This is a genomic window from Mycobacterium sp. AMU20-3851, from assembly GCF_043974665.1.
In the GTDB taxonomy this organism is placed as follows: Bacteria; Actinomycetota; Actinomycetes; order Mycobacteriales; family Mycobacteriaceae; genus Mycobacterium.
In genome coordinates this window covers 5397355-5416920 of sequence record NZ_CP146371.1, presented here as the reverse complement: position 1 = coordinate 5416920, position 19566 = coordinate 5397355, and the positions used below count along the sequence as shown (strand labels likewise).

Here is a 19566-nt window from a genome sequence, read left to right as displayed (position 1 = left end):
ACAACACGACAGACCGTGCCTATGAAAGGGGTATTGCGGTGGGAGACAAGGTCATTGTCACTGGAGGAGCCGGCGTCATCGGTCAGGCGATCTGCCGTCGGCTGCTGCAGAGTGGCTACGTCCCGATCGCCGCGGACCTCAAGGACGCGGTCGACGCACTGGACCTCACCGCGGCCGGGTTGGAAGGCGCGCTCGCGGTCGAGATGGACGTCACCGACGGTGAGAACGTGCGCTCGGTGGTGTCCTCGCTGGTTGCCGAGGGCGAAGCGCTGTTCGGCGTGGTGAACTGTGCAGGCATCCTGCGGGACTCATTTCTCGGTGAGCTCGACGAATCGAAGCTGGAGCTGATGTTCCAGGTCAACATCGCGGGCATGGCCCGGGTCACCGACGCCGCCGCGCCGTTGCTGACCGAGGGCAGCGCCATCGTCAACGTCGGCAGCCTGACCGGGCACTTCGGGCGGTTCCGCGGCGCCTCGGTCTACGGCGCCACCAAGGCCGGCATCGGCGCCTACACCCGCTACGTCGCCGAGGAACTCGCCCCGCGCGGTATCCGGGTGAACAACGTGGCCCCCGGCGTCATCCGGGCACCGATGAGCCCGTCCATGGCGCGAGTGTCCGGGGGCGAGGAGATCAGCGCGAGCTACGCGATGCTCAAGCGCATCGGTGAGCCCGAAGAGGTCGCCGAGGCCGTCGAGTTCCTGCTGTCGCCGCGTGCCTCCTTCATCACCGCGCAGACCCTGCTCGTCGACGGCGGCGTGGTGGCCTGGTGAGCATCGAAGTGGGGCTGCCGTACAGCCCGGAACTGACCGTCGACGAGGCCAACGCGGAAGCGTTTGCCCGACTGGACGGGGCGGACCCGTGGGTCATCGACGTGCGACCGGCCCGCGAGGTGTTGCCCGGTTACCGGGACAACCTGGTCCTGACCTCCGGTGCCCCCATGGCGTGGGCCGATTACACCGGTGGGCAGCGGGAGGCGCTGATCGGCGGTGCGCTGTTCGAGGGTCTGGCCCGCGACCGCGCGGACGCCATCGACGGCTTCGCCACCGGCCGCATCGAGATCGGCGCCTGCCACGATTACTCCGCGGTCGGCTCGCTGGCCGGCATCTACACCGCGTCGATGCCGGTGTTCGTGGTGGAGAACCGGGCGCACGGCAACGTCGGCTTCTGCAACTTCTACGAGGGCAAGGAGCCGCGTCGGCTCAACTACGGCTGCTACGACGAGGGTGTCCACGAGCGTTTGCTGCACGTGAACTCGGTGCTGGCCCCGGTGGTCGGCGAAGCGTTGCGGCGCCGCGGCGGCGTCGCGCTGAAGCCGTTGATCGCGCGTGCACTGCGGATGGGCGACGAGGTGCACAGCCGCAACGCGGCGGCATCGATCCTGTTCAACCGGGAGATCCTGCCCGCCGTGCTCGACATGGTGGACGATAAGGTGCCCGGGGTACGCGAGACGATGTTGCACCTTGCCGAGAACGACTACTTCTTCCTCCGCCTGTCGATGGCGGCGGCCAAAGCGTCGGCTGATGCGATGGTGCTGCCCGGCTCCACCCTGGTCTCGGCGATGGCTTTCTCCTGCCGCGGCTTCGCGATCAAACTGGCCGGCCTCGGCGACACCTGGTTCGAAGGCCCGCCCCCGATCCATGAGGGCAAGCTGTTCGCCGGGCACACCGAGGATGAGATCACCTGGATGGGTGGCGAGTCGCCGATCACCGAGACCATCGGGCTGGGCGGGTTCGCGCAGGCGTGCGCACTCTCCCTGCAGGAGTACCAGGGCGGCTCACCCGAAGTGATGATCGAGCGCAACCGCGAGATGTATGCCGTCACCCACGGCGAGAACAGCACCTATCGGATCCCGCTGTTCGGCTTTCGTGGCACGCCCACCGGCATCGACGCCCGCAAGGTGTTGGAGACCGGGGTGCTGCCGGTGATGGACGTCGGCCTGGCCGGGCGGGACGGGGGCCAGATCGGCGCCGGGGTCATCCGCGCGCCCCGCGAGTGCTTCGCCGACGCGCTCGCCGAATTCGACCGCAGGTTCCCGGGCCGATGACCGCCGCCCACCCGCCGTCGCTGCCGCTGACATTCAGCGGTGGCCAGGCCGTGGTCACCGGGGCCGCCGCGGGCATCGGTGCCGCCATCGCGCAAGCCCTGATGGCGGCGGGTGTGCCGACGGCGCGTCTCGACATCCGGCTGCCGGAGCCCGATCCGCGCTACGGCCCCGACGTGCAGCGTTGCGTGGCCGCCGACGTCACCGACGCCGACCTGGCCGGTGCCCTGGCGGCCCAGGGCGTCGATCTGGACGCGGTGGCTTACCTGGTGAACTGCGCCGGCATCATCGAGGACACCGGATTCGGCAACGTCGCCCAGCAGGCCTGGTTGCGCTGCCTTCAGGTCAACCTGGTGGGCGCCTACAACGTGCTCGACGCGCTCACCCCGGCCCTGCGCCGGTCGTCCCCGGCCGCGGTCGTGAACATCACCTCGATCGAGGCGCACCGCGTGATCGCACTCTCGCACCCCGACCCGACCCCGCAGTATGCGGCGTCCAAGGCGGGCCTGCACATGCTCACCCAGAGCGCGGCGCGTGCCCTGGCCGCCGACGGGATCCGGGTCAACAGCGTGTCCCCGGGCTTCGTCGCAACCGCCATGGCCGCCGCCCACGGCGACACCGGTCAGCTGCCGCCCGCCCTGGCGCCGCGGGTGCCGGCGGGCCGGTTCGCCGACCCCGCCGACATCGCACACGCAGTCGCGTTCCTGCTCAGCGACCAGGCGGCCTACATCACCGGAGCCGACCTGCGCGTGGACGGAGGGTTCCAGCTCACATGACACCCGTCGTCATCGCCCACGAACCCTCATTGGGCCGGCCGGCCCGGGTCGGGTCCTGGCAGGAACTGGCCAAGGGCACCTTCGCCACCGCCGCCGAGCAACTGGGTCGGGGTGAGCGGGAAGCCGCGGCACAACTGGTGGAGATCGCCGTCGCCGAAGCCGACGAACTGCGCGACATCTACCAGCGCTGGCCGGAAGCCACCGCGGACTGGATCCGCGGGCACGGCGTCGACGCCGACGAGATCGCCCGCGCCATCGATCGGCTGACCGGCCTGATCGGGGAGCGTGCCATGGCCGGGATCCAGGCCGAGTGGCCACAGTTCACCGCCGCGGTCGAGGACGCCGCCGTGGCGTGCCGGGCGGGCCGCGATGATGCGGTCGCGGCCATCGAGTCGGCACGGGTGATCTGGCAGGGCATCCACGACCGCGCCGTCGACCGGGTCTCGGGCCTCGTCGACGTCGCGGTGCGGCTGGTCGGTGAGCACGCGCTCGGCCAACTGTGGGATTTCCTGATGGGCGACTGGTACGACATCCACGCCCGCCGTTATGCACTGGACAACCAGCCGTGGGCGGACTCGGCGAACCAGCTGATGATCGCGATCGTCGACGGGTTCCACGCGCATCTCACCGGTACCGGGCGTCAAGGGGACATCGAGCTCATCGAGGAACCCGAACGGATCGGATTCCGTTTCGCCCCATGTGGATCCGGTGGCCGATCGCTGGACGCGCGGATCGCCGACGGCGCCCCGCGGGCGGCCGGCCCGTTCAACTTCGCGGTCACCACCGAACCGCACGACTGGGCCTGGAACACCGTCGGAATCTGCTCGTACTGCGTGCACTGCTGCCAACTCAACGAGGTCATGCCGATCGACCGGCTGGGATACCCCACCCGGGTGATCGACGCCCCGGTCTGGAATCCGGAGCGCCCGGTGAGCACCTGCACGTGGTGGGTGTACCGCGATCCCGCCGACGTTCCCGACGAGGTCTACGCCCGGGTGGGACGCCGACGTCTTCCAGTGAATGGCCCCGCCCTGAATCCGGACAGGAGTGCGCACGATGGCTGAACCGATCGCGATGACCCAGGTCGAAGTCGCCGACTACGACCTCGGCCTGCGGGGCAAACTCATGCGGGCCGGCAAGTCGCATAAACCCGGGCTGGCGTTCTGCACCATCGTCTACGGGCTGTCCCTGGTCGACGAGGTCACCGACACCCCGTTCAGCAACACCGGCAACGGATATCCCGACGCAGCCCTGGTGGTCGACGAGTCCACCCGCGTCGCGCTGCCCTGGCGGCCGGGGGTGGACGCGGTGATCGCCGAACTCACCGGGCCGGACGGCACACCGTTGGACCTGTCGCCGCGGGTTGCCGTGCAATTACTGGCCGCCCGGTACGCCGAGCTGAATCTGGAGCCGGTGCTGGGGTTCGAGTACGAGCTGTGGCTGTTCCGCGACGGTCCGCAGGGACGGACCCCGCTGGGGCGTACCGAGAACGCCTACAGTCTCACCCGCAGCGCCGAAATCCACGATCTCACCATGGATTTCGTCTCCCGTATGGATCAGGTCGGCATCGAGGTCGAGATGGTGCACGGTGAACTCGGTCCCGGCTTCTTCGAGTTCACCCTGGCGCCGAGGCCGGCGGTGGTGGCCGCCGACAGCGCGGTCCGGGCCCGTCAGTACCTGCGCGACCTGTGCGCCGAGCGCGGTCTGCACGCCAGCTTCATGGCCAAGCCTTACGCCGACAAGTCCGGGGCCGGCGGTCATGTGCACTCCAGTCTCACCCGGGACGGGGTGAACATCTTCGCCGACCGGGACCGTGGGCTCAGCGAGACCGGCGAGCACTACCTGGCCGGCCTGATCGCCGGCATGGCCGACGTCACCCTGTTGTTCAACCCATATGTCAACTCCTACAAGCGCATCGACCCGGAGATGTTCACCCCGTGCACCGCGACCTGGGGGGATGACGACCGCTCCACGGCGTGCCGGCTGATCCTGGGCGACCCCCGGTCCTCCCGGGTGGAGCACCGCAGGCCGGGGGCCGACGCCAATCCGTACCTGGTGGCGGCCGGACTGCTGGCCGGCGGACTGCGCGGACTGCAGGAGCGCGCCACATTGCCGGCTCCGGACACCGAACCCGCGGCGCTGCCCGGCGATCTCAAGGGTGCGCTGGCGCACTTCGAGAGCGCGCTGTGGCTGACCGATGTGTTGGGCAAGAACTTCTGTGCGTCCTTCGCCGCCACCCGGCGGGCCGAACTGCAGCGCTATGAGACCTGGTTGAAGACGACCATCACGGAGTGGGAAACCGCACGGCACCTGGAGCACCAATGAGCGAATTCCAATCGACCACCAACACCGCTCACCTCGAGCTCGCCGAATTCGACGAGCTCGCCCGCCGCGGCGAGATCGATACCGTCATCTGCGCGGCCCCCGACCCCTACGGCCGGCTGGTCGGCAAGCGGCTCACCGTCCAGGCGTTCCGGTCACTGGGCCTCGAGGGTGAGGGCATCAACGCCAGCAGCTTCGTGTTCGCGGTCGACCTGGAGATGAACCCGCTGGACCTACCGGTGTCCAGCGCCGCCAACGGCTGGGCCGACATCCGATTGGTGCCCGATCTGCCGACCATGCGCCGGGTGCCGTGGGAACCCAATGTGGCCCTGGTGATCTGCGATGCGTACCAGGCAGACCGCGACGAACTGCTGCCGGTGGCACCGCGCACCATCCTGCGCCGCCAGATCGAACGCGCCCGACAGCACGGACTGCGGTTCCAGTTCGCCTCGGAGCTGGAGTTCTTCCTCGCCGCCACCCCGCCGCGCGAGGCGTGGGAGCGCGGCTACCGGGACCTGAAGATGATGTCGGACTACCGGTCGGACTACCAGATGATCCAGTCCGGCCGCGACGACTGGTTCATCTCCCGGATCCGCAACCAGATGCCGGACTTCGGGGTGCCTGTCGAATCCTCCAAACCGGAGTGGGGCCTCGGCCAGCAGGAGGTCACCCTGGACTACTGCGACACCATGGAGATGGCCGACCGGCACGTGCTGTTCAAATACGGCATCAAGCAACTCGCCACGCAGGCCGACCTGACGGTCACCTTCATGGCCAAACCCAAGATCGACGAGGTCGGATCGTCCTGTCACCTGCACGTCAGCCTGTGGGCCGACGGCAACAGTGTGTGCTGGACCGACGGACCGGACGGGCCGATGTCCACACAATTCGGGTCGTTCGTCGCCGGTCAGTTGCGTCATGCCGCCGACATGACCCTGATGTTCGCTCCGACGGTCAACTCCTACAAGCGGTTCCAGCCGGACCAGTTCGCCGGTACGGCCATCGCGCTCGGCAACGACAACCGGTCGTGTGCCTTCCGGTTGGTCGGCCACGGTCCGTCCTACCGGGTGGAGAACCGGATCCCGGGCGCCGACGTGAACCCGTACTACGCCTACTCCGCCACCATCGCGGCCGGTCTGGACGGCATCGAACAACAGTTGCCGCGGCCGGAGATCCTGGACGGCAACGCCTGGACCCGCGAGGGTGTCGAGCTGGTGCCCACCTCGCTGCACCGCGCTCTGGATCTGTTCGCCGAGAACAAGATGGTGCGCAACGCCTTCGGTGACGAGGTGTTCGAGCACCTGCTGGCCTCCAGTCAGGCCGAACTGGTGTCCTACGACTCGCACACCGTCACCGACTGGGAGACCCGCCGCTACTACGAGCGCGTCTGATCGCCGATACCGCCCCACCGCTCATCACGAACAAGAAAGTGCCACATGCCCATTGATCCGATCGCCCAGAAGATGCTCGACGATGCCAAGGCCTCGGGACGGCCGAACGCGCACCTGCTGCCGGTGCCGGTGGCCCGGGAGAACTTCGAGAACACCTTCGGCGCACTGGCCAAGCCGGATATCTATCGGGTCGTCGACGTCGAGATCCCCACCCGCGACGGGGTCGGTGTGCCCGGCCGGCTGTACCTGCCTGCCGAGTCGACTGCGGAGCTGCCGCTGGTGGTCTACTACCACGGCGGGGGATGGTTGCTGGGCAGCATCGACTCGCACGACGTCGCAACCCGGTTGCTGGCCAACGCCTCCGGCGCCGCAGTGCTGTCGGTGGGCTACCGGCGCGGACCGGAGTCACGGTTCCCCACCGCGGTGAACGATGCGGTGGACGCGGTCAACTGGGCGGTGTCGGCGGACTCGGGCCTGGGCGTGGACACCGGCCGGGTCGCGGTCGCCGGGGACAGCGCGGGCGGCAACCTCGCCGCGGCGGTGGCGCTGCACGTGCGTGACTCGATTCGTCGAGGGGATGGCGGCCCGCGGCTGCGCCACCAGCTGCTCGTCTACCCGGTGACCACCACCGACCTCGACCGCGGTATGGATGCCGCCTACGACGGGGTGATGCTGGAGCGTGACGAGCTGCGGTGGCACCAGGACAACTACCTGGCCGACCCGTCGGCCGCGACCGATCCGCTGGTCAACGTGTTGGATGCCGACCTGACCGGGCTACCCGAGGCCACGGTGATCCTCGCCGAATGCGATCCCATCCGTCCCCAGGGTGAGTTGTATGCGAAAGCCCTTGCCGCAGCAGGTGTTGCCGTCGAGTCGCACGAAACGTCCGGCATGGTGCACGGGTTCTTCGGTCTGGACGAGGTGTTCCCGACCGCCGGCGCCGCGATGACCTTCGCCGGTGAGCGGCTGGCCGCCGCGCTGGCGTCGGACGCAGATCGATGAACCCGACCGCACTGGTCACCGGGGCCGGCGGCGGCATCGGGCTGGCCACCGTCATCCGGCTGGCCACCGACGGGGTCGACGTCATCGCCACCGACGTGAAGCCGCAGTCCCCCGAGTTGCCGGACGGTGTTCGTTATGTGCCGTTCGACCTGCTCAAGGGTGACCCGGCGAGGCTGCTGGACAACCTCGACGGGAGGCCGCTGGACTACCTGGTCAACGCCGCGGGTCTGGCCCTGTTCGACCGGGACGGCTCGGTACTCGACACCGACGAAGCGGTCTGGACGGCCACCCTCGGGGTGAACCTGCATGCGCTGCGCCATCTCACGGTTGCCGCCGTGCCACTGCTGCGCCAAGGCCGCGGACGCAGCATCGTCAACGTGGCCAGCACCGCCGGGCTGCGCGGCATGGACTCTCCGCTGGACGCCTATCAGATCAGCAAGGCCGCGGTGGTGTCGCTGTCGCGGAGCCTCGCCCTGCAGTTGGGGCCGGAAGGGATCCGCTGCAACACGGTGTGTCCGGGCGCCATTCTCACCCCGATGATCGAGCCGCTGTATCAGGAGAACCCGGACCGGCGCACCGATATGGAACAGCGCACACCGCTGCGCAGGCTGGGGCTGCCGGAGGACATTGCCAACGCCATCGCCTTCCTGCTGTCGGATCGCGCATCGTTCATCACGGCAACGGATCTGGTGGTCGACGGCGGCTGGACCGCGCAGATCAAGTAACCGCTGGTGCGCCGAACCGGCGCCTATTGACAACCCAATTTAAGGTCTAAATAATGAGCCTATAGACATTAATTGTCAGGCTCAGACTCCCGGCACCGGCCGATTCACTCACGAGGAGAACACCGATGAACGCTTCCGTCCGTATGGCGCCCCGGGTGGCGATCATCGGTGCCGGCTTCAGCGGCATCGCGGCCGCGGTCGCACTGCAACGCAAGGGCATCGATGACTTCGTCATCTTCGAGCAGGCGCCGGGCTTGGGCGGAACCTGGTGGCACAACCGGTATCCCGGCGCCGAGGTCGACCTGGAGTCACACATCTACTCGTTCTCCTTCGAGCGGCACGACTGGACCCGCACCCACGCCGACTGGCGTGAACTGCAGGGTTACCTCGAAGGCGTCGCACAGAAATGGGACCTGCCCCGGCGTATCCGGTTCGACGAGACGGTGCAGGACGTCTCCTGGTCGGACACCAACCACATCTACCGGGTGACCACCTCCTCGGGTGAGGACCACGGCACCTTCACCGCCGTGATCAGTGCGGTCGGCTTCCTGAACATCCCGGTGGTGCCGCCGTTCGCGCGGGGCGACCACGACTTCGAGGGCGCGATGTGCCACACCTCGCGGTGGATCGACGGCCTGGACATGACCGGCAAGAAGGTCGGCGTGGTGGGCACCGGGTCCTCGGCGGTCCAGATCGTCACCGAGGCCGAGAAGGTCGCATCGGAGGTCAAGATCTTCCAGTTGGAGCCGAACTGGATCCTGCCCAAGGAAAGTCGTGCCTTCACCCCGGGTGAGCGGCGTCTGAACCGTAACCCGCTGGTGTATGCGTGGCGGCGGTTCAAGCTCTACTACGAGTACGACGTGCGTCAGCTGACCTCGGGGCATGCCCGTGCCGACGGCAAGGCCAACCGTTCGCGGCGGGAGAAGTCACTGGCCTTCCTGCGTCGTGAACTCGGGTCGCGACCGGACCTGATGGAATTGGCCACCCCCGACTTCGCATTCGAGGCCCGGCGTACGGTGCTCAGCGACACCTACTACGCCGCCCTGCGCAACCCGAAGGTCACCCTGGTGCCGCACGGCGTGAAGGGGCTCACCAAGACCGGGGCGATCGACGCCAACGGCGATGAGCACGAGCTCGACATCATCGTGATGGCAACCGGTTTCGACGCCGCCAACTACCTGGGCAACTACGAGGTGCACGGACAGCGGGGCACCGAGTTGCACAGCGCCTGGCAGGGTGAGCCGCAAGCGTTCCTCGGCATGATGGTGCCCGGTTTCCCGAACTTCTTCATCATGTACGGACCCAACACCAACTCGGTGCCGCTGGTTTCCTTCTACGAGGCGCAGGGCGGGTTCGCGGCCGGTCTCATCGCCCGCGCCGCCAAGAAGGGCAAGACCGTCATCGACGTCCGGCGCTCGGCGTTCGTCATCTACAACGATCTCATCCAGGCGCAGCTGGCCAAGACGGTCTGGGCCACCACGAGCAACTACTTCCAGTCCGGCACCGGAAAGATCGTGTCGCAATGGCCTTTCGGGGCCACCCCGTACATCCTGGGCACGAAGCTGCTGCGCCGGATCGCCGTCCGCCTGTCCTGAGGCCGCCATGACGACCGGCGACTGGGCGGCAGCGGCGCGGTGTCGCACCGCCGATCCGGACCTGTTCTTCCACCCGGACGGCGAACGGGCTCGTGCCCGCGCCGAACGGCTGCGGCGGGCCCGGCTGATCTGCGCAGCATGCCCGGTCGCCCGCCAGTGCGCCGAGCACGCCATCAGCAGCCGCGAGGGATTCGGGATCTGGGGCGGGCTGTCCGAGGACGAGCGCATCGGACGATTGCTCGCCGACGGAGCCCGGCCGCGCGGCCGATCTGTTCATCTCACACGGTAGTTAGGAGCACGAGTTGGGGCCCAAACCTGTCATCGCCGTCACCCTGGCCGGCCGGGAGCTTCCGGCAATGGTGCACTGGCGCTTGATGTTCGACGGGCTGTCGCAGTGCGGTGCGATCCCGGTGGCGATCGACTGCGGCCAGACGCCGCTCGATGTCGCCGCGCTGCTGGGCCAGGCGGACGGACTGCTGATCAGCGGCGGAGCGGATGTCGACCCCAGGAGATACGGGGGTGACCCCGAGGACCCCACGCTGCGCGGGGTGAATCCGGTACGGGACGCCAACGAGATCGCCGCGTTCGAGGCTGCCTGGGCACGCCGGTTGCCCACCCTGGCGATCTGCCGGGGTCTGCAGCTGGTCAACGTGGTACGCGGCGGGACCCTGTATGCCGACCTGCCCAGGGACTTCGGGACCGAACTGAATCACCGCCTCGGCGAAGAGGCGCTGCTGAACAGTGCCCACCAGGTCGACGTCGATGCGGACAGCCGGCTGGCGCAGTGGATGCAGACCTCGGGCGTCGTACCGGTCAACAGCCAGCATCACCAGGGCATCCGGACCCTCGCGGCGGGATTCACCGTCGCCGCGCGGGCCACCGACGGGCTGGTCGAGGCCTACGAGTCGCTCACCCACCCCGTCACCGCGATCCAGTGGCACCCCGAGATCACCTGGTGCAACGACGATCTGGCGCGGCGGCTGCTGAGCGGTTTCGTGACCTCCTGCGCGGCACCGGTACCCGCCTACTGAACGGGCCGGACCGTCAGCATCTGCGAGGAGGAACCGATCGGTCCCGTCTCGTCGTGGATGACGCTCTCGGTCAACCCCAGCCCGTCCGGGCCGAAGGACACCGTGGTGTCGAAGCCCACCCAGCCGCCGCGCGGCTCGGCGAACAGGTGCGCGGCCAGGTCGATATTGGGGAACAGCACCTCGCCCGGATTGGCTCGCACGGCCAGCCCGTTGGCGATGTCGAGCAGCCCGATGGTGGCGGCGGCCGGGCTCACCGTCTCACCGGCGACCAGGCCGACCTCGGTCCGGACCCAGGCCGTCGCCCGTCCCGGTCCGTGTTCCACCCGCCGGACGTCGGCAGAGGCGATGAATCCGCCTCGCCACAGCCCGGACATGTTCCACCTCGGTGTGTCGGCGGGTTCCGGGATCGGGGCGAAACCGGAGCCGGCGAGTTGCGTGGTGTGGAAGCGCTGCATGAGCCAGGCACGCAGCACGAGTACGTCGCGCCCGGCGTGGCGCAGGGATGCCTCGACGAGTTCGATGCTGCGCCCGGGCCGGATCACCCGTACGTCGACGTCGACATCGGCGATGGGCACCGTGCCGAGAATGTCGTAGGACAGCCGGGCCAGCGGTAACCGATCGTCGCGGCGCTGGTCGCGATGTCGTTCCACGGCGTGGGCGAGCAGGCCCATCGACGGCGCGATGTGCTGCTCGGCGGTGTTCCACGCCCCCTGGGTGTGCTCGGTCGCCCGAAAGCTCGACGCACCGAGCCTTTCGAAGTAATGCACCCGACGATGATGCCCGGCCGCACCCGACACACTCGAATCGCGGCCCGGTGCCTGTGGGGGAGGCCACAACACATCGGTGTCTGTGGGGCGTATGTGACGGCAGGTTACAGCGAAAAATCTGCCCGATTCGATAGCTGGCCGAAGCGTCGCGGTTTCGGCACCGTGTGCCGGTACTCGTCAGCACCAACCGAAGGACTCCGACCGCGATGCCATCCCTGCCTCCTGTTCGCCGTCACGCCGCACTGGGCTCGACGGCACTCGCCGTGGCGCTCGTCCTCGCCGGCTGCGGCGGCAGCAGCACTGATGCATCCTCGGAGGAGGCCGGCACCCCGGTCAGCGGCGGCTCCATCGTCTACGCCACCGACCGTGAACCCACCTGCCTGGACCCGCACAACTTCGGCGACATGCCGCAGACCTACATCGCCCGCCAGTTCCTGGACAGCCTGGTCTCCGAGCGCCCCGACGGTTCCGTGGTGCCCTGGCTGGCCGACTCCTGGGAGGTCTCACCCGATGGGCTGACCTACACCTTCAAGATCAAGCAGGGCGTCAAGTTCCACGACGGCACCCCACTGGATGCCGAGGCTGTACACGCCAACTTCGTGCAGATCCTCGACCCGGCCACCGAGTCGCTGACCGATGCCGGTTACCTGCGGCCCTACTACGAGTCCTCCCGTGCCATCGACCCGGCGACCTTCGAACTCAAGCTCAAGACCCCGTACTCGGCGCTGCTGCCGGTGCTGTCGCAGGCTTTCTTCGGCATCGAGTCGCCCAAGGCGATGGCCCGCGGCCTGGAGCAGAACTGCCAGTCGCCGGTGGGAACCGGACCGTTCGTCGTCACGGCCTGGCACCGCGGGCAGAGCGTCGAGTTGGAGCGCAACCCGGACTACAACTCCGCGCCGGCCGACGCCAAGCACCAGGGCCCGGCCTACCTGGACAAGGTGACCTGGAAGTTCATCGAGGACGGATCGGTGCGCGCCGCCGCGGTGCAGGGCCGCGACGCCGACATCATCTTCAACCCGCCGCCCCAGCAGGTCGCCGCGCTCAAGGCCGACCCCACTCTGCAGACCCAGGAGTTCACCCACACCGGGCTGCCCAACGGCATCGCGCTGAACACCAGCCGGGCCCCGTTCGACGACACCCTGGTGCGCCAGGCCTTCATCCACGGCGCCAACGCCGAGGCCGCGGTCAAGAGCGCGTACCTCGGTGTCTACGAGTGGGAGCACGGCCCGATCTCGTCGACCACGCCGTACTTCAAGGATCTGCGCGACTTCTACACCTACGACAAGGACAAGGCGGACAAGCTGCTCGACGAGGCCGGCTGGACACAGCGTGACGCCGACGGCTACCGCACCAAGGACGGCAAGCGGCTGACCGCCGAACTGGTCTACTCCGCCGACACCGGCGACACCCCGCCGGCGGATGTGACGCTGTTCCAGAACATCCAGTCCGCGGAGAAGGAGATCGGTTTCGACGTCGTGCTCAAACCGCTGGCCCAGGACCAGTACTTCGCCGCGTTCAGCGACAAGAACGCCTACGACGGCCTGACCGGTGCCTACTGGAACAGCCCCACCCCGGCGGTGCTGTCCATCGTGTTCTCCTCCGACTCCCTCAAGGCCGCCCCCGGCAACAACATGAGCTGGGTGCAGAACCCGAAGATCGACGAACTGGTCCGCGCCGCGGCCGGCACCACGGATACCGCCGAGCAGCAGCGGTTGTACGGCGAGACCCAGGACATCGTCGCCGAACAGGCCTACCAGCTGGGCCTGTACCCGGTGCTCACCCGGCTGGTGGCCAAGAAGAACCTCAAGGACGTCTGGATCGAGCCGTCCGAGGGTGAGCCGGTGCTGCACGACGCCTGGCTGGCCCCGTGAGTCTGGCAGTACCCCGAACCCGCCGCACCCCGATGGGGGTGCGGCGGTTCCTCGTCCGGCTGGCCGGCGTCCTCGGCGTGCTGTGGGGCGCGGCCACCCTCACCTTCGTCGCGGCTCAGCTGATGCCGGGAGATCCGGCGCAGACCATTCTCGGCGGGGCGGGCTCGCGGCCGTCCCCCGAGCAGCTCGAGGCGGTGCGCCAACAGTACGGGTTCAACGACCCGGTGCTCGTGCAGTACCTGAACTACCTGGGCGGACTGCTGCGCGGAGACCTCGGCACCTCCTACATACTCAAGCAACCCGTCACCGGCGTGATCACCGAACAGCTCGCTCCGACAGTGGTTCTCACCCTGACCGCGTTGGTGCTGTCCTGGGTGATCGCGGTGACGGTCACCCTGCTCACCGCGCACCGCAGCCGCTGGCTGTCTTCGATCGGTTCCGGACTGGAGATCTTCCTGGCGGCGCTGCCCCAGTACTGGCTGGGCATCGTGCTGTTGGTGATGTTCGCCTTCCAGCTCCGGCTGCTGCCGGTGGTCGGGGACAGCGGCCCCGAGGCACTGGTGCTACCCGCGCTGACCCTGGCCCTGCCGCTGGCCGGCTACCTGGGGCAGGTGACCCGCGACGAATTCTCCTCGGCCATGGAACAACCGTTCGCCGTGTCGGCGCGGGCGCGCGGCATGAGCGACTGGGGTGTGCGCTGGCGGCACGCCCTGCGCCATGCCCTGCTGCCGGGTCTCACCCTGTCCGGGTGGGCGCTGGGTTCGCTGTTCTCCACCGCCGTCATCGTCGAATCGGTATTCGTACGACCCGGTTTGGGGCGGTTGCTCGTCGACGCCGTGACATCCAAGGACATGCCGGTGGTGATCGGGGTGACGTTGTTCGTCGCGGCGGTCTACGTGCTGGCCAACCTGTTGGTCGACATCGCCTTCGTGCGCGTCGACCCGCGACTGCGGAGGGTCCGATGACCATCGCGAACCCGGCGACCGGAACCCGGCGCACCTTCCGGCCGGCGGTGCTTCTGGCCGCGGCCTACCTGGTGTTGATGCTCGCCTGGGCGGCGGCGCCCGGGCTGTTCACCAGCGGGACGCCGTATGACACCGATATCGAAACACCCTTGAAGCCGCCGTCGTTGGAGCACTGGTTCGGCACCGACGCCTCCGGCCGGGACATCTACACCCGGGTGGTCTTCGGCGCCCAGGGCTCGCTGGCCATCGGGGTGGGTGCCACCGCGCTCGCCCTGGTCGTGGCGATCGTCCTCGGTTTCGCCGCCGGACTGGGCGGGCGGTTCACCGACGGGATCATCAGCCGTTTCCTCGAAGTGGTGCTGTCCATCCCCGGACTGCTCATCGCGCTGCTGTTCATCGCGGTACTCGGCCCCGGCGTGGCCACCCAGATCCTGGCCGTGGCGATCGGCTCGGCGGTCGGCTACGCGCGCATGGTGCGCGGCCAGGTGGTCGCCGTGAAGGATTCCGGATATGTCCATGCCGCAACGGCACTCGGTCATTCCCGGCGCCGCATCATCACCGCGCATGTGTTTCCCAACGCGATGCGCCCGCTGGTGGTGCTGGGCACCATGGGCATCGGCCAGTCGATCATCTGGGCGTCCTCGCTGAGCTTCCTGGGCCTCGGCGTCGCGCCGCCCGCCCCGGAGTGGGGGGCCATGCTCAACGCCGGCCGCGACTTCGTCTCCACCGCATGGTGGCTGGAGCTGTTCCCGGGACTGGCCATCATCGGCTGCACCCTGGCCGTCACCGTGGTGGGCCGGTATCTGCAGCAGCGCATGGAAGGACGGCTCGAATGAGTGCACTCGTCCGCGTCGAGGACTTGGCGGTGTCCTTCGGCAAGCACCGTCGCGAGGTTGTGCGCGGTGTCTCCTTCGAGGTGGCGCCCGGCGAATGCTTCGCCGTCGTAGGCGAATCCGGCTCCGGGAAGAGCGTCACCGCCCGCACCCTGCTCGGCCTGACCGGCCCCACCTCGCACACCGCGGCAGGTCGCCTGGAGCTGCACGGGAAATCCCTGCTGGGCCACAAGGACCGAGACTGGCGGCGCATCCGGGGCCGCGAGGTCGGGTTCGTGCTGCAGGACGCGCTGGTCTCATTGGACCCGCTGCGTACCGTGGGCGCCGAGATCGCCGAAACCCTACGGCTGCACAAGTACGGCACCAAGGCCGCCCGGCAGCAGCGGGTCCTGGAACTGCTGGACGCCGTCGGAGTTCCGGAACCACAGTTGCGGGCACGCCAACTGCCGCAGGAATTGTCCGGCGGACAGCGCCAGCGTGCCCTGATCGCCTCGGCCATCGCCCTGGAGCCGCCGCTGCTGATCGCCGACGAGCCCACCACCGCGCTGGACGTCACCGTCCAGGCGCAGATCCTGGATCTGCTGCAGACCATGAAGGACAACGGCACCGGGCTGATCCTGATCAGCCACGACCTGTCGGTGGTCAGCCGGCTCGCCGACCGGGTCGCGGTGATGCGCGACGGGCAGTTCGTCGAACAGGGCGCGGTCACCGAGGTGCTCGCGAATCCCGAACACCCGTACACGCAGGCGCTCATCGATGCGGTCCCCGCCTTTCACCGCAAGGGAACCCGACTGTCGGCCCAACCGCCGCGCCCGATCCACGAAGGCCGGCGCAGATCGTCCCTGGACGGCGTGGTGCTCCGCGCCGACGGCCTGACCAAACGCTTCCTCGGCCCGGACGGGGCGGAACGCACCGCCGTGCAGGATGTCTCGTTCAGCATCGCGGCCGGCGAGACGCTCGGCATCGTCGGCGAGTCCGGCTCGGGCAAGACCACCACCGCTCGGATGGCGCTGGCGTTGACCGAACCCGACGCCGGCACCGTGCTGCTGGGTGGCCAGCCCTGGAGCGCGCCGCCCGAATCGCAGCGCCGGCCCCGGCGCCGGGAGATCTCGGTGGTCTACCAGGACCCGTTGGGATCCTTCGACCCGCGCTGGACGGTGCGCCGGATCATCTCCGACGCCCTGCCCCCCGACACCTACCCCGACGCCGCAGCGCGCCGCACCCGTACCGAGGAGCTGATGGCCGACGTCGGTCTGAGCACCGAGCACCTGGACCGCCGTCCGCTGCTGCTCTCCGGCGGACAGCGGCAGAGGGTGGCGATCGCCCGCGCCCTGGCGCCGGAACCCGCGCTGATCGTCCTCGACGAACCGGTGTCCGCGCTCGATGTCACCATCCAGGCGCAGGTGCTCGACCTGCTGACCGACCTGCAGGACCGGCTCGGGCTGTCCTACCTGTTCATCTCCCACGACCTGGGCGTCATAAACCACGTCGCCGACCGGGTACTGGTGATGCGGCACGGCAAGGTCGTCGAATCCGGCAGCGCGGCAGACATCTTCGAGTCGCCGAAGGACCCCTATACCCGTCAGTTACTGGCGAGCCTGCTCGTCGCCGAACCCGCCGCCGGAGGTACCGCATGAGCCGTCACATCGTCCTGAACGCCTTCGACATGAATTGCGTGACGCACATCGTCGCCGGCACCTGGCGGCACCCGCAGTCGCAGGCCGGGCGGTACAAGGACATCGAATACTGGACCGATCTGGCCAAGGTGCTCGAGCGCGGCCTGTTCGACGGCCTGTTCATCGCTGACGTGCTCGGTATCTACGACGTGTACGCCCAGGGCCCCGGGGCCGCGCTGCGCGCCGGAGCCCAAGTACCGGTGAACGATCCGATGATGGTGGTGTCGGCGATGGCCGCGGTCACCAAGCACCTCGGCTTCGGCGTCACCGCGGCGACCTCCTTCGAGCACCCGTATTCCTTCGCGCGCCGGATGTCGACCCTGGACCACCTGACCAAGGGCCGGGTCGGCTGGAACATCGTGACCGGCTACCTGGAGAGCGCGGCCCGCAACCACGGCCTGGACACCATCACCCCGCACGCCGACCGCTACGACATCGCCGACGAGTACACCGAGGTGCTGTACAAGCTGTGGGAGGGCTCCTGGGAGGACGACGCAGTCGGCACCGACCCGACCCGCGCCGACTACGCCGACCCGGCCAAGGTGCACCCGATCGGGCACGAGGGCAGGCACTTCCGGGTCCCCGGTATCCACCTGTGCGAGCCCTCGCCACAGCGCACCCCGGTGCTCTACCAGGCCGGGGCGTCGACCCGGGGCCGGCAGTTCGGCGCCGAGAACGCCGAGGTGATCTTCATCGGTGCGCCCACCAAAGAGATCCTGCGCGAGGCCGTGACCGACATCCGGGCGCGCGCCGCGGCGGCCGGCCGGGATCCGTACGACGTGAAGATCGTCAACAGCCACGTCATCGTCACCGGTGCGACCGAGACCGCCGCGCAGGCGCGCTACGACGAGTACCGCAGTTACACCGATCCGCAAGGGGCACTGGCCCTGTGGTCGGGCTGGCTGGGCACCGACCTGTCCCGGTTCGAACTCGACGCCCCGGTCCAGGTCACCGACAACGAGTTCCTGAAGTCCTCGGTGGAGATGTTCGGGCAGGGCCAGTGGACGCTGCGCGACTTCATCGACGCGCACGCCATCAACGTCGACGGGGCGATGTCGGTGGGCGGACCCGAACAGGTCGCCGACGAGCTGCAGGAGTGGGTGGCCGAGACCGATGTGGACGGGTTCAACCTGACCAACGTCATCACCCCGGGCACCTTCGTCGACATCGCCGACCATGTCATCCCCGAACTGCAGCGCCGCGGCGTCTACAAGACCGAGTACACCGAAGGGACGTTGCGGCACAAGCTGTTCGGCCTCGGCGCCCGACTTCCCGAATCCCACCGCGGCGCCAACTACCGCCATGTCACCCAGGAGGTTTCCCGATGACCACCCTCAGCACCGAACCGTTGGCCTACGGGTCGCCGCGGCTGGCCGGGTTGATCGAGAAGATCGGCGACGGCGCGCTGGAGCGTGAGCGCACAGGGGAGCGGCCCTACGCCGTCATCGACCTGATCAAGAAGTCCGGTCTGGGCGCGCTGCGGGTGCCGCGCGAAGAGGGCGGCGGAGGCGCCACGTTGCGCGAACTGTTCGCCACCGTGATCGCGATCGCGGAGGTCGACGTCAACGTCGCCCACATCCTGCGTGGGCATTTCGCCCACATCGAGGAGCGGCTGCGGGTGGACGGCGACGTCCGCCGGCACGGCATCGATCTGGCGCTGAGCGGCAAGCTGATCGGCAACGCGTCCACCGAGATCGGCTCCACCCCGGCCGGCGGGTTCACCTGGCAGACCCGGCTGACCCCCGACGGTGACGACTATCTGCTCAACGGCAGGAAGTTCTTCACCACCGGCACGCTGTACTCCGATTACGCCGAGGTGCTGGCCAGTGATCCCACCGGCGCTTCGGTCGTGGTGCTGGTACCCACCGACCATCCCGGCGTCACGGTGCTCGACGACTGGGACGGGATGGGACAACGGGCCACCGGCACCGGCACCGCGATCTTCGAGAACGTCCCGGTCACGGCCGCCGAGGTGATGGAGTTCGCGCCGCCGGGCGCCGATGACGAGGAGCAGTCGCTGTACCTTTCGGGTGCGTTCTTCCAGCTGTACGTGACCGCGCTGGAGGTCGGGGTGGTCCACGCGCTGCGCAGAGACGCGGTGGCCCATGTGCATTCCCGGGCCCGCAGCTTCGCCTGGGCGCCGCACCCGGTGCCGGCCGACGACCCGCTGCTGCAGCGCGAGATCGGGGAGATCGCCGCGTCGGCCTACGCCGGTAAGGCCACGGTGCTGGCCGCCGCCGATGCGCTGGCCGTCGCGTTCGAGGCCGATGTGCACAAGACCGACCCGCATCTGGAGCTCGCGCATGAGGCCTCGCTGCAGGCCGCGTCGGCGAAGATCGTGGTGGACGCGCTGGCTCAGAAGGCCGCGTCGCAGATCTTCGATGTGGGCGGGGCATCGATCGTGCGTCAGGCGCACCTGCTGGACCGGCACTGGCGCAACATCCGCACGCTGGCCTCACACAACCCGGCGTCGTACAAGGCGCAGGCCGTCGGCGCCTTGTACGCCCGCGGGACCAGACTGCCCGGCAGCGGCTACTTCTGACCGGCGCACTGTGGCGTCTCAGCCGTCAA

The 19566-nt window shown here is 68.6% G+C and carries 18 protein-coding genes; 17 read left to right on the top strand and 1 reads right to left on the bottom strand.

Annotated features, from left to right (window positions below; all coding sequences use genetic code 11):
• The first annotated feature begins 38 nt into the window (after positions 1–38).
• The 11 genes from V4U86_RS25955 to V4U86_RS25905 all read left to right on the top strand — a co-directional run bounded on the left by V4U86_RS25955 (position 39) and on the right by V4U86_RS25905 (position 10883).
• Positions 39–770, top strand: coding sequence for an SDR family NAD(P)-dependent oxidoreductase (locus V4U86_RS25955; RefSeq protein WP_395308717.1), 732 nt, complete (start codon positions 39–41; stop codon positions 768–770).
• Positions 767–2044 (top strand): DUF1116 domain-containing protein, encoded by a 1278-nt coding sequence (locus tag V4U86_RS25950; RefSeq protein ID WP_395308716.1) that lies wholly within the window; start codon positions 767–769, stop codon positions 2042–2044. The genes V4U86_RS25955 and V4U86_RS25950 overlap by 4 nt, the downstream gene beginning before the upstream one ends.
• A complete protein-coding gene (locus V4U86_RS25945; RefSeq protein ID WP_395308715.1) occupies positions 2041–2817 on the top strand; it encodes an SDR family NAD(P)-dependent oxidoreductase in 777 nt (258 codons plus the stop codon). Before V4U86_RS25950 ends, V4U86_RS25945 begins: the two co-directional genes overlap by 4 nt.
• Entirely contained in the window at positions 2814–3881 is a 1068-nt protein-coding gene (locus V4U86_RS25940; RefSeq protein ID WP_395308714.1) for a hypothetical protein, read from the top strand. Before V4U86_RS25945 ends, V4U86_RS25940 begins: the two co-directional genes overlap by 4 nt.
• Entirely contained in the window at positions 3874–5142 is a 1269-nt protein-coding gene (locus tag V4U86_RS25935; protein WP_395308713.1) for a glutamine synthetase family protein, read from the top strand. Before V4U86_RS25940 ends, V4U86_RS25935 begins: the two co-directional genes overlap by 8 nt.
• Positions 5139–6530, top strand: coding sequence for a glutamine synthetase family protein (locus V4U86_RS25930; protein WP_395308712.1), 1392 nt, complete (start codon positions 5139–5141; stop codon positions 6528–6530). The genes V4U86_RS25935 and V4U86_RS25930 overlap by 4 nt, the downstream gene beginning before the upstream one ends.
• Before the next feature lie 45 nt (positions 6531–6575).
• Positions 6576–7532 (top strand): alpha/beta hydrolase, encoded by a 957-nt coding sequence (locus tag V4U86_RS25925; protein ID WP_395308711.1) that lies wholly within the window; start codon positions 6576–6578, stop codon positions 7530–7532.
• Positions 7529–8257: an SDR family NAD(P)-dependent oxidoreductase gene (locus V4U86_RS25920; RefSeq protein WP_395308710.1), complete on the top strand. Its 729-nt coding sequence runs from the start codon at positions 7529–7531 to the stop codon at positions 8255–8257. Before V4U86_RS25925 ends, V4U86_RS25920 begins: the two co-directional genes overlap by 4 nt.
• 125 nt (positions 8258–8382) lie before the next feature.
• Positions 8383–9852, top strand: a complete 1470-nt coding sequence (locus V4U86_RS25915) for a flavin-containing monooxygenase (RefSeq protein WP_395308709.1) — start codon at positions 8383–8385, stop codon at positions 9850–9852.
• A 7-nt stretch (positions 9853–9859) separates the two neighbouring features.
• The gene (locus V4U86_RS25910) at positions 9860–10141 is read left to right on the top strand and encodes a WhiB family transcriptional regulator (RefSeq protein WP_395308708.1); all 282 of its coding nucleotides are present in this window, start codon (positions 9860–9862) and stop codon (positions 10139–10141) included.
• Positions 10142–10154: 13 nt separating this feature from the next.
• Positions 10155–10883 carry a gamma-glutamyl-gamma-aminobutyrate hydrolase family protein gene (locus tag V4U86_RS25905; protein ID WP_395308707.1) on the top strand — a complete coding sequence of 243 codons (729 nt, stop codon included), beginning with the start codon at positions 10155–10157 and terminating at the stop codon, positions 10881–10883.
• Here the strand turns inward: V4U86_RS25905 and V4U86_RS25900 are convergent.
• Positions 10877–11650 (bottom strand): thioesterase family protein, encoded by a 774-nt coding sequence (locus tag V4U86_RS25900; protein WP_395308706.1) that lies wholly within the window; start codon positions 11648–11650, stop codon positions 10877–10879. The two genes, V4U86_RS25905 and V4U86_RS25900, sit on opposite strands and share 7 nt — an antisense overlap.
• A 206-nt stretch (positions 11651–11856) precedes the next feature.
• Between V4U86_RS25900 and V4U86_RS25895 the strand changes: the two genes are divergently transcribed.
• Genes V4U86_RS25895 through V4U86_RS25870 form a run of 6 tightly spaced genes read left to right on the top strand, consistent with a single transcriptional unit; the run spans position 11857 to position 19537 of the window.
• Positions 11857–13521 (top strand): ABC transporter substrate-binding protein, encoded by a 1665-nt coding sequence (locus V4U86_RS25895; RefSeq protein WP_395308705.1) that lies wholly within the window; start codon positions 11857–11859, stop codon positions 13519–13521.
• Positions 13518–14486 (top strand): ABC transporter permease, encoded by a 969-nt coding sequence (locus V4U86_RS25890; RefSeq protein WP_395308704.1) that lies wholly within the window; start codon positions 13518–13520, stop codon positions 14484–14486. Before V4U86_RS25895 ends, V4U86_RS25890 begins: the two co-directional genes overlap by 4 nt.
• Complete coding sequence (locus V4U86_RS25885) at positions 14483–15322, top strand: ABC transporter permease (RefSeq protein ID WP_395308703.1); 840 nt, start codon at positions 14483–14485, stop codon at positions 15320–15322. The genes V4U86_RS25890 and V4U86_RS25885 overlap by 4 nt, the downstream gene beginning before the upstream one ends.
• Positions 15319–16956: a dipeptide ABC transporter ATP-binding protein gene (locus V4U86_RS25880; RefSeq protein ID WP_395308702.1), complete on the top strand. Its 1638-nt coding sequence runs from the start codon at positions 15319–15321 to the stop codon at positions 16954–16956. The genes V4U86_RS25885 and V4U86_RS25880 overlap by 4 nt, the downstream gene beginning before the upstream one ends.
• Positions 16953–18323 carry an LLM class flavin-dependent oxidoreductase gene (locus V4U86_RS25875; protein ID WP_395308701.1) on the top strand — a complete coding sequence of 457 codons (1371 nt, stop codon included), beginning with the start codon at positions 16953–16955 and terminating at the stop codon, positions 18321–18323. Before V4U86_RS25880 ends, V4U86_RS25875 begins: the two co-directional genes overlap by 4 nt.
• Complete coding sequence (locus V4U86_RS25870; protein ID WP_395308700.1) at positions 18320–19537, top strand: acyl-CoA dehydrogenase family protein; 1218 nt, start codon at positions 18320–18322, stop codon at positions 19535–19537. Before V4U86_RS25875 ends, V4U86_RS25870 begins: the two co-directional genes overlap by 4 nt.
• Positions 19538–19566: the final 29 nt, after the last annotated feature.

Coding starts and splice junctions, on each gene's coding strand:
- V4U86_RS25945 (WP_395308715.1), top strand. CDS start 2,041: ATGACCGCCGCCCACCCGCCGTCGCTGCCGCTGACATTCAGCGGTGGC.
- V4U86_RS25940 (WP_395308714.1), top strand. CDS start 2,814: ATGACACCCGTCGTCATCGCCCACGAACCCTCATTGGGCCGGCCGGCC.
- V4U86_RS25935 (WP_395308713.1), top strand. CDS start 3,874: ATGGCTGAACCGATCGCGATGACCCAGGTCGAAGTCGCCGACTACGAC.
- V4U86_RS25930 (WP_395308712.1), top strand. CDS start 5,139: ATGAGCGAATTCCAATCGACCACCAACACCGCTCACCTCGAGCTCGCC.
- V4U86_RS25925 (WP_395308711.1), top strand. CDS start 6,576: ATGCCCATTGATCCGATCGCCCAGAAGATGCTCGACGATGCCAAGGCC.
- V4U86_RS25920 (WP_395308710.1), top strand. CDS start 7,529: ATGAACCCGACCGCACTGGTCACCGGGGCCGGCGGCGGCATCGGGCTG.
- V4U86_RS25915 (WP_395308709.1), top strand. CDS start 8,383: ATGAACGCTTCCGTCCGTATGGCGCCCCGGGTGGCGATCATCGGTGCC.
- V4U86_RS25910 (WP_395308708.1), top strand. CDS start 9,860: ATGACGACCGGCGACTGGGCGGCAGCGGCGCGGTGTCGCACCGCCGAT.
- V4U86_RS25895 (WP_395308705.1), top strand. CDS start 11,857: ATGCCATCCCTGCCTCCTGTTCGCCGTCACGCCGCACTGGGCTCGACG.
- V4U86_RS25885 (WP_395308703.1), top strand. CDS start 14,483: ATGACCATCGCGAACCCGGCGACCGGAACCCGGCGCACCTTCCGGCCG.
- V4U86_RS25880 (WP_395308702.1), top strand. CDS start 15,319: ATGAGTGCACTCGTCCGCGTCGAGGACTTGGCGGTGTCCTTCGGCAAG.
- V4U86_RS25875 (WP_395308701.1), top strand. CDS start 16,953: ATGAGCCGTCACATCGTCCTGAACGCCTTCGACATGAATTGCGTGACG.
- V4U86_RS25870 (WP_395308700.1), top strand. CDS start 18,320: ATGACCACCCTCAGCACCGAACCGTTGGCCTACGGGTCGCCGCGGCTG.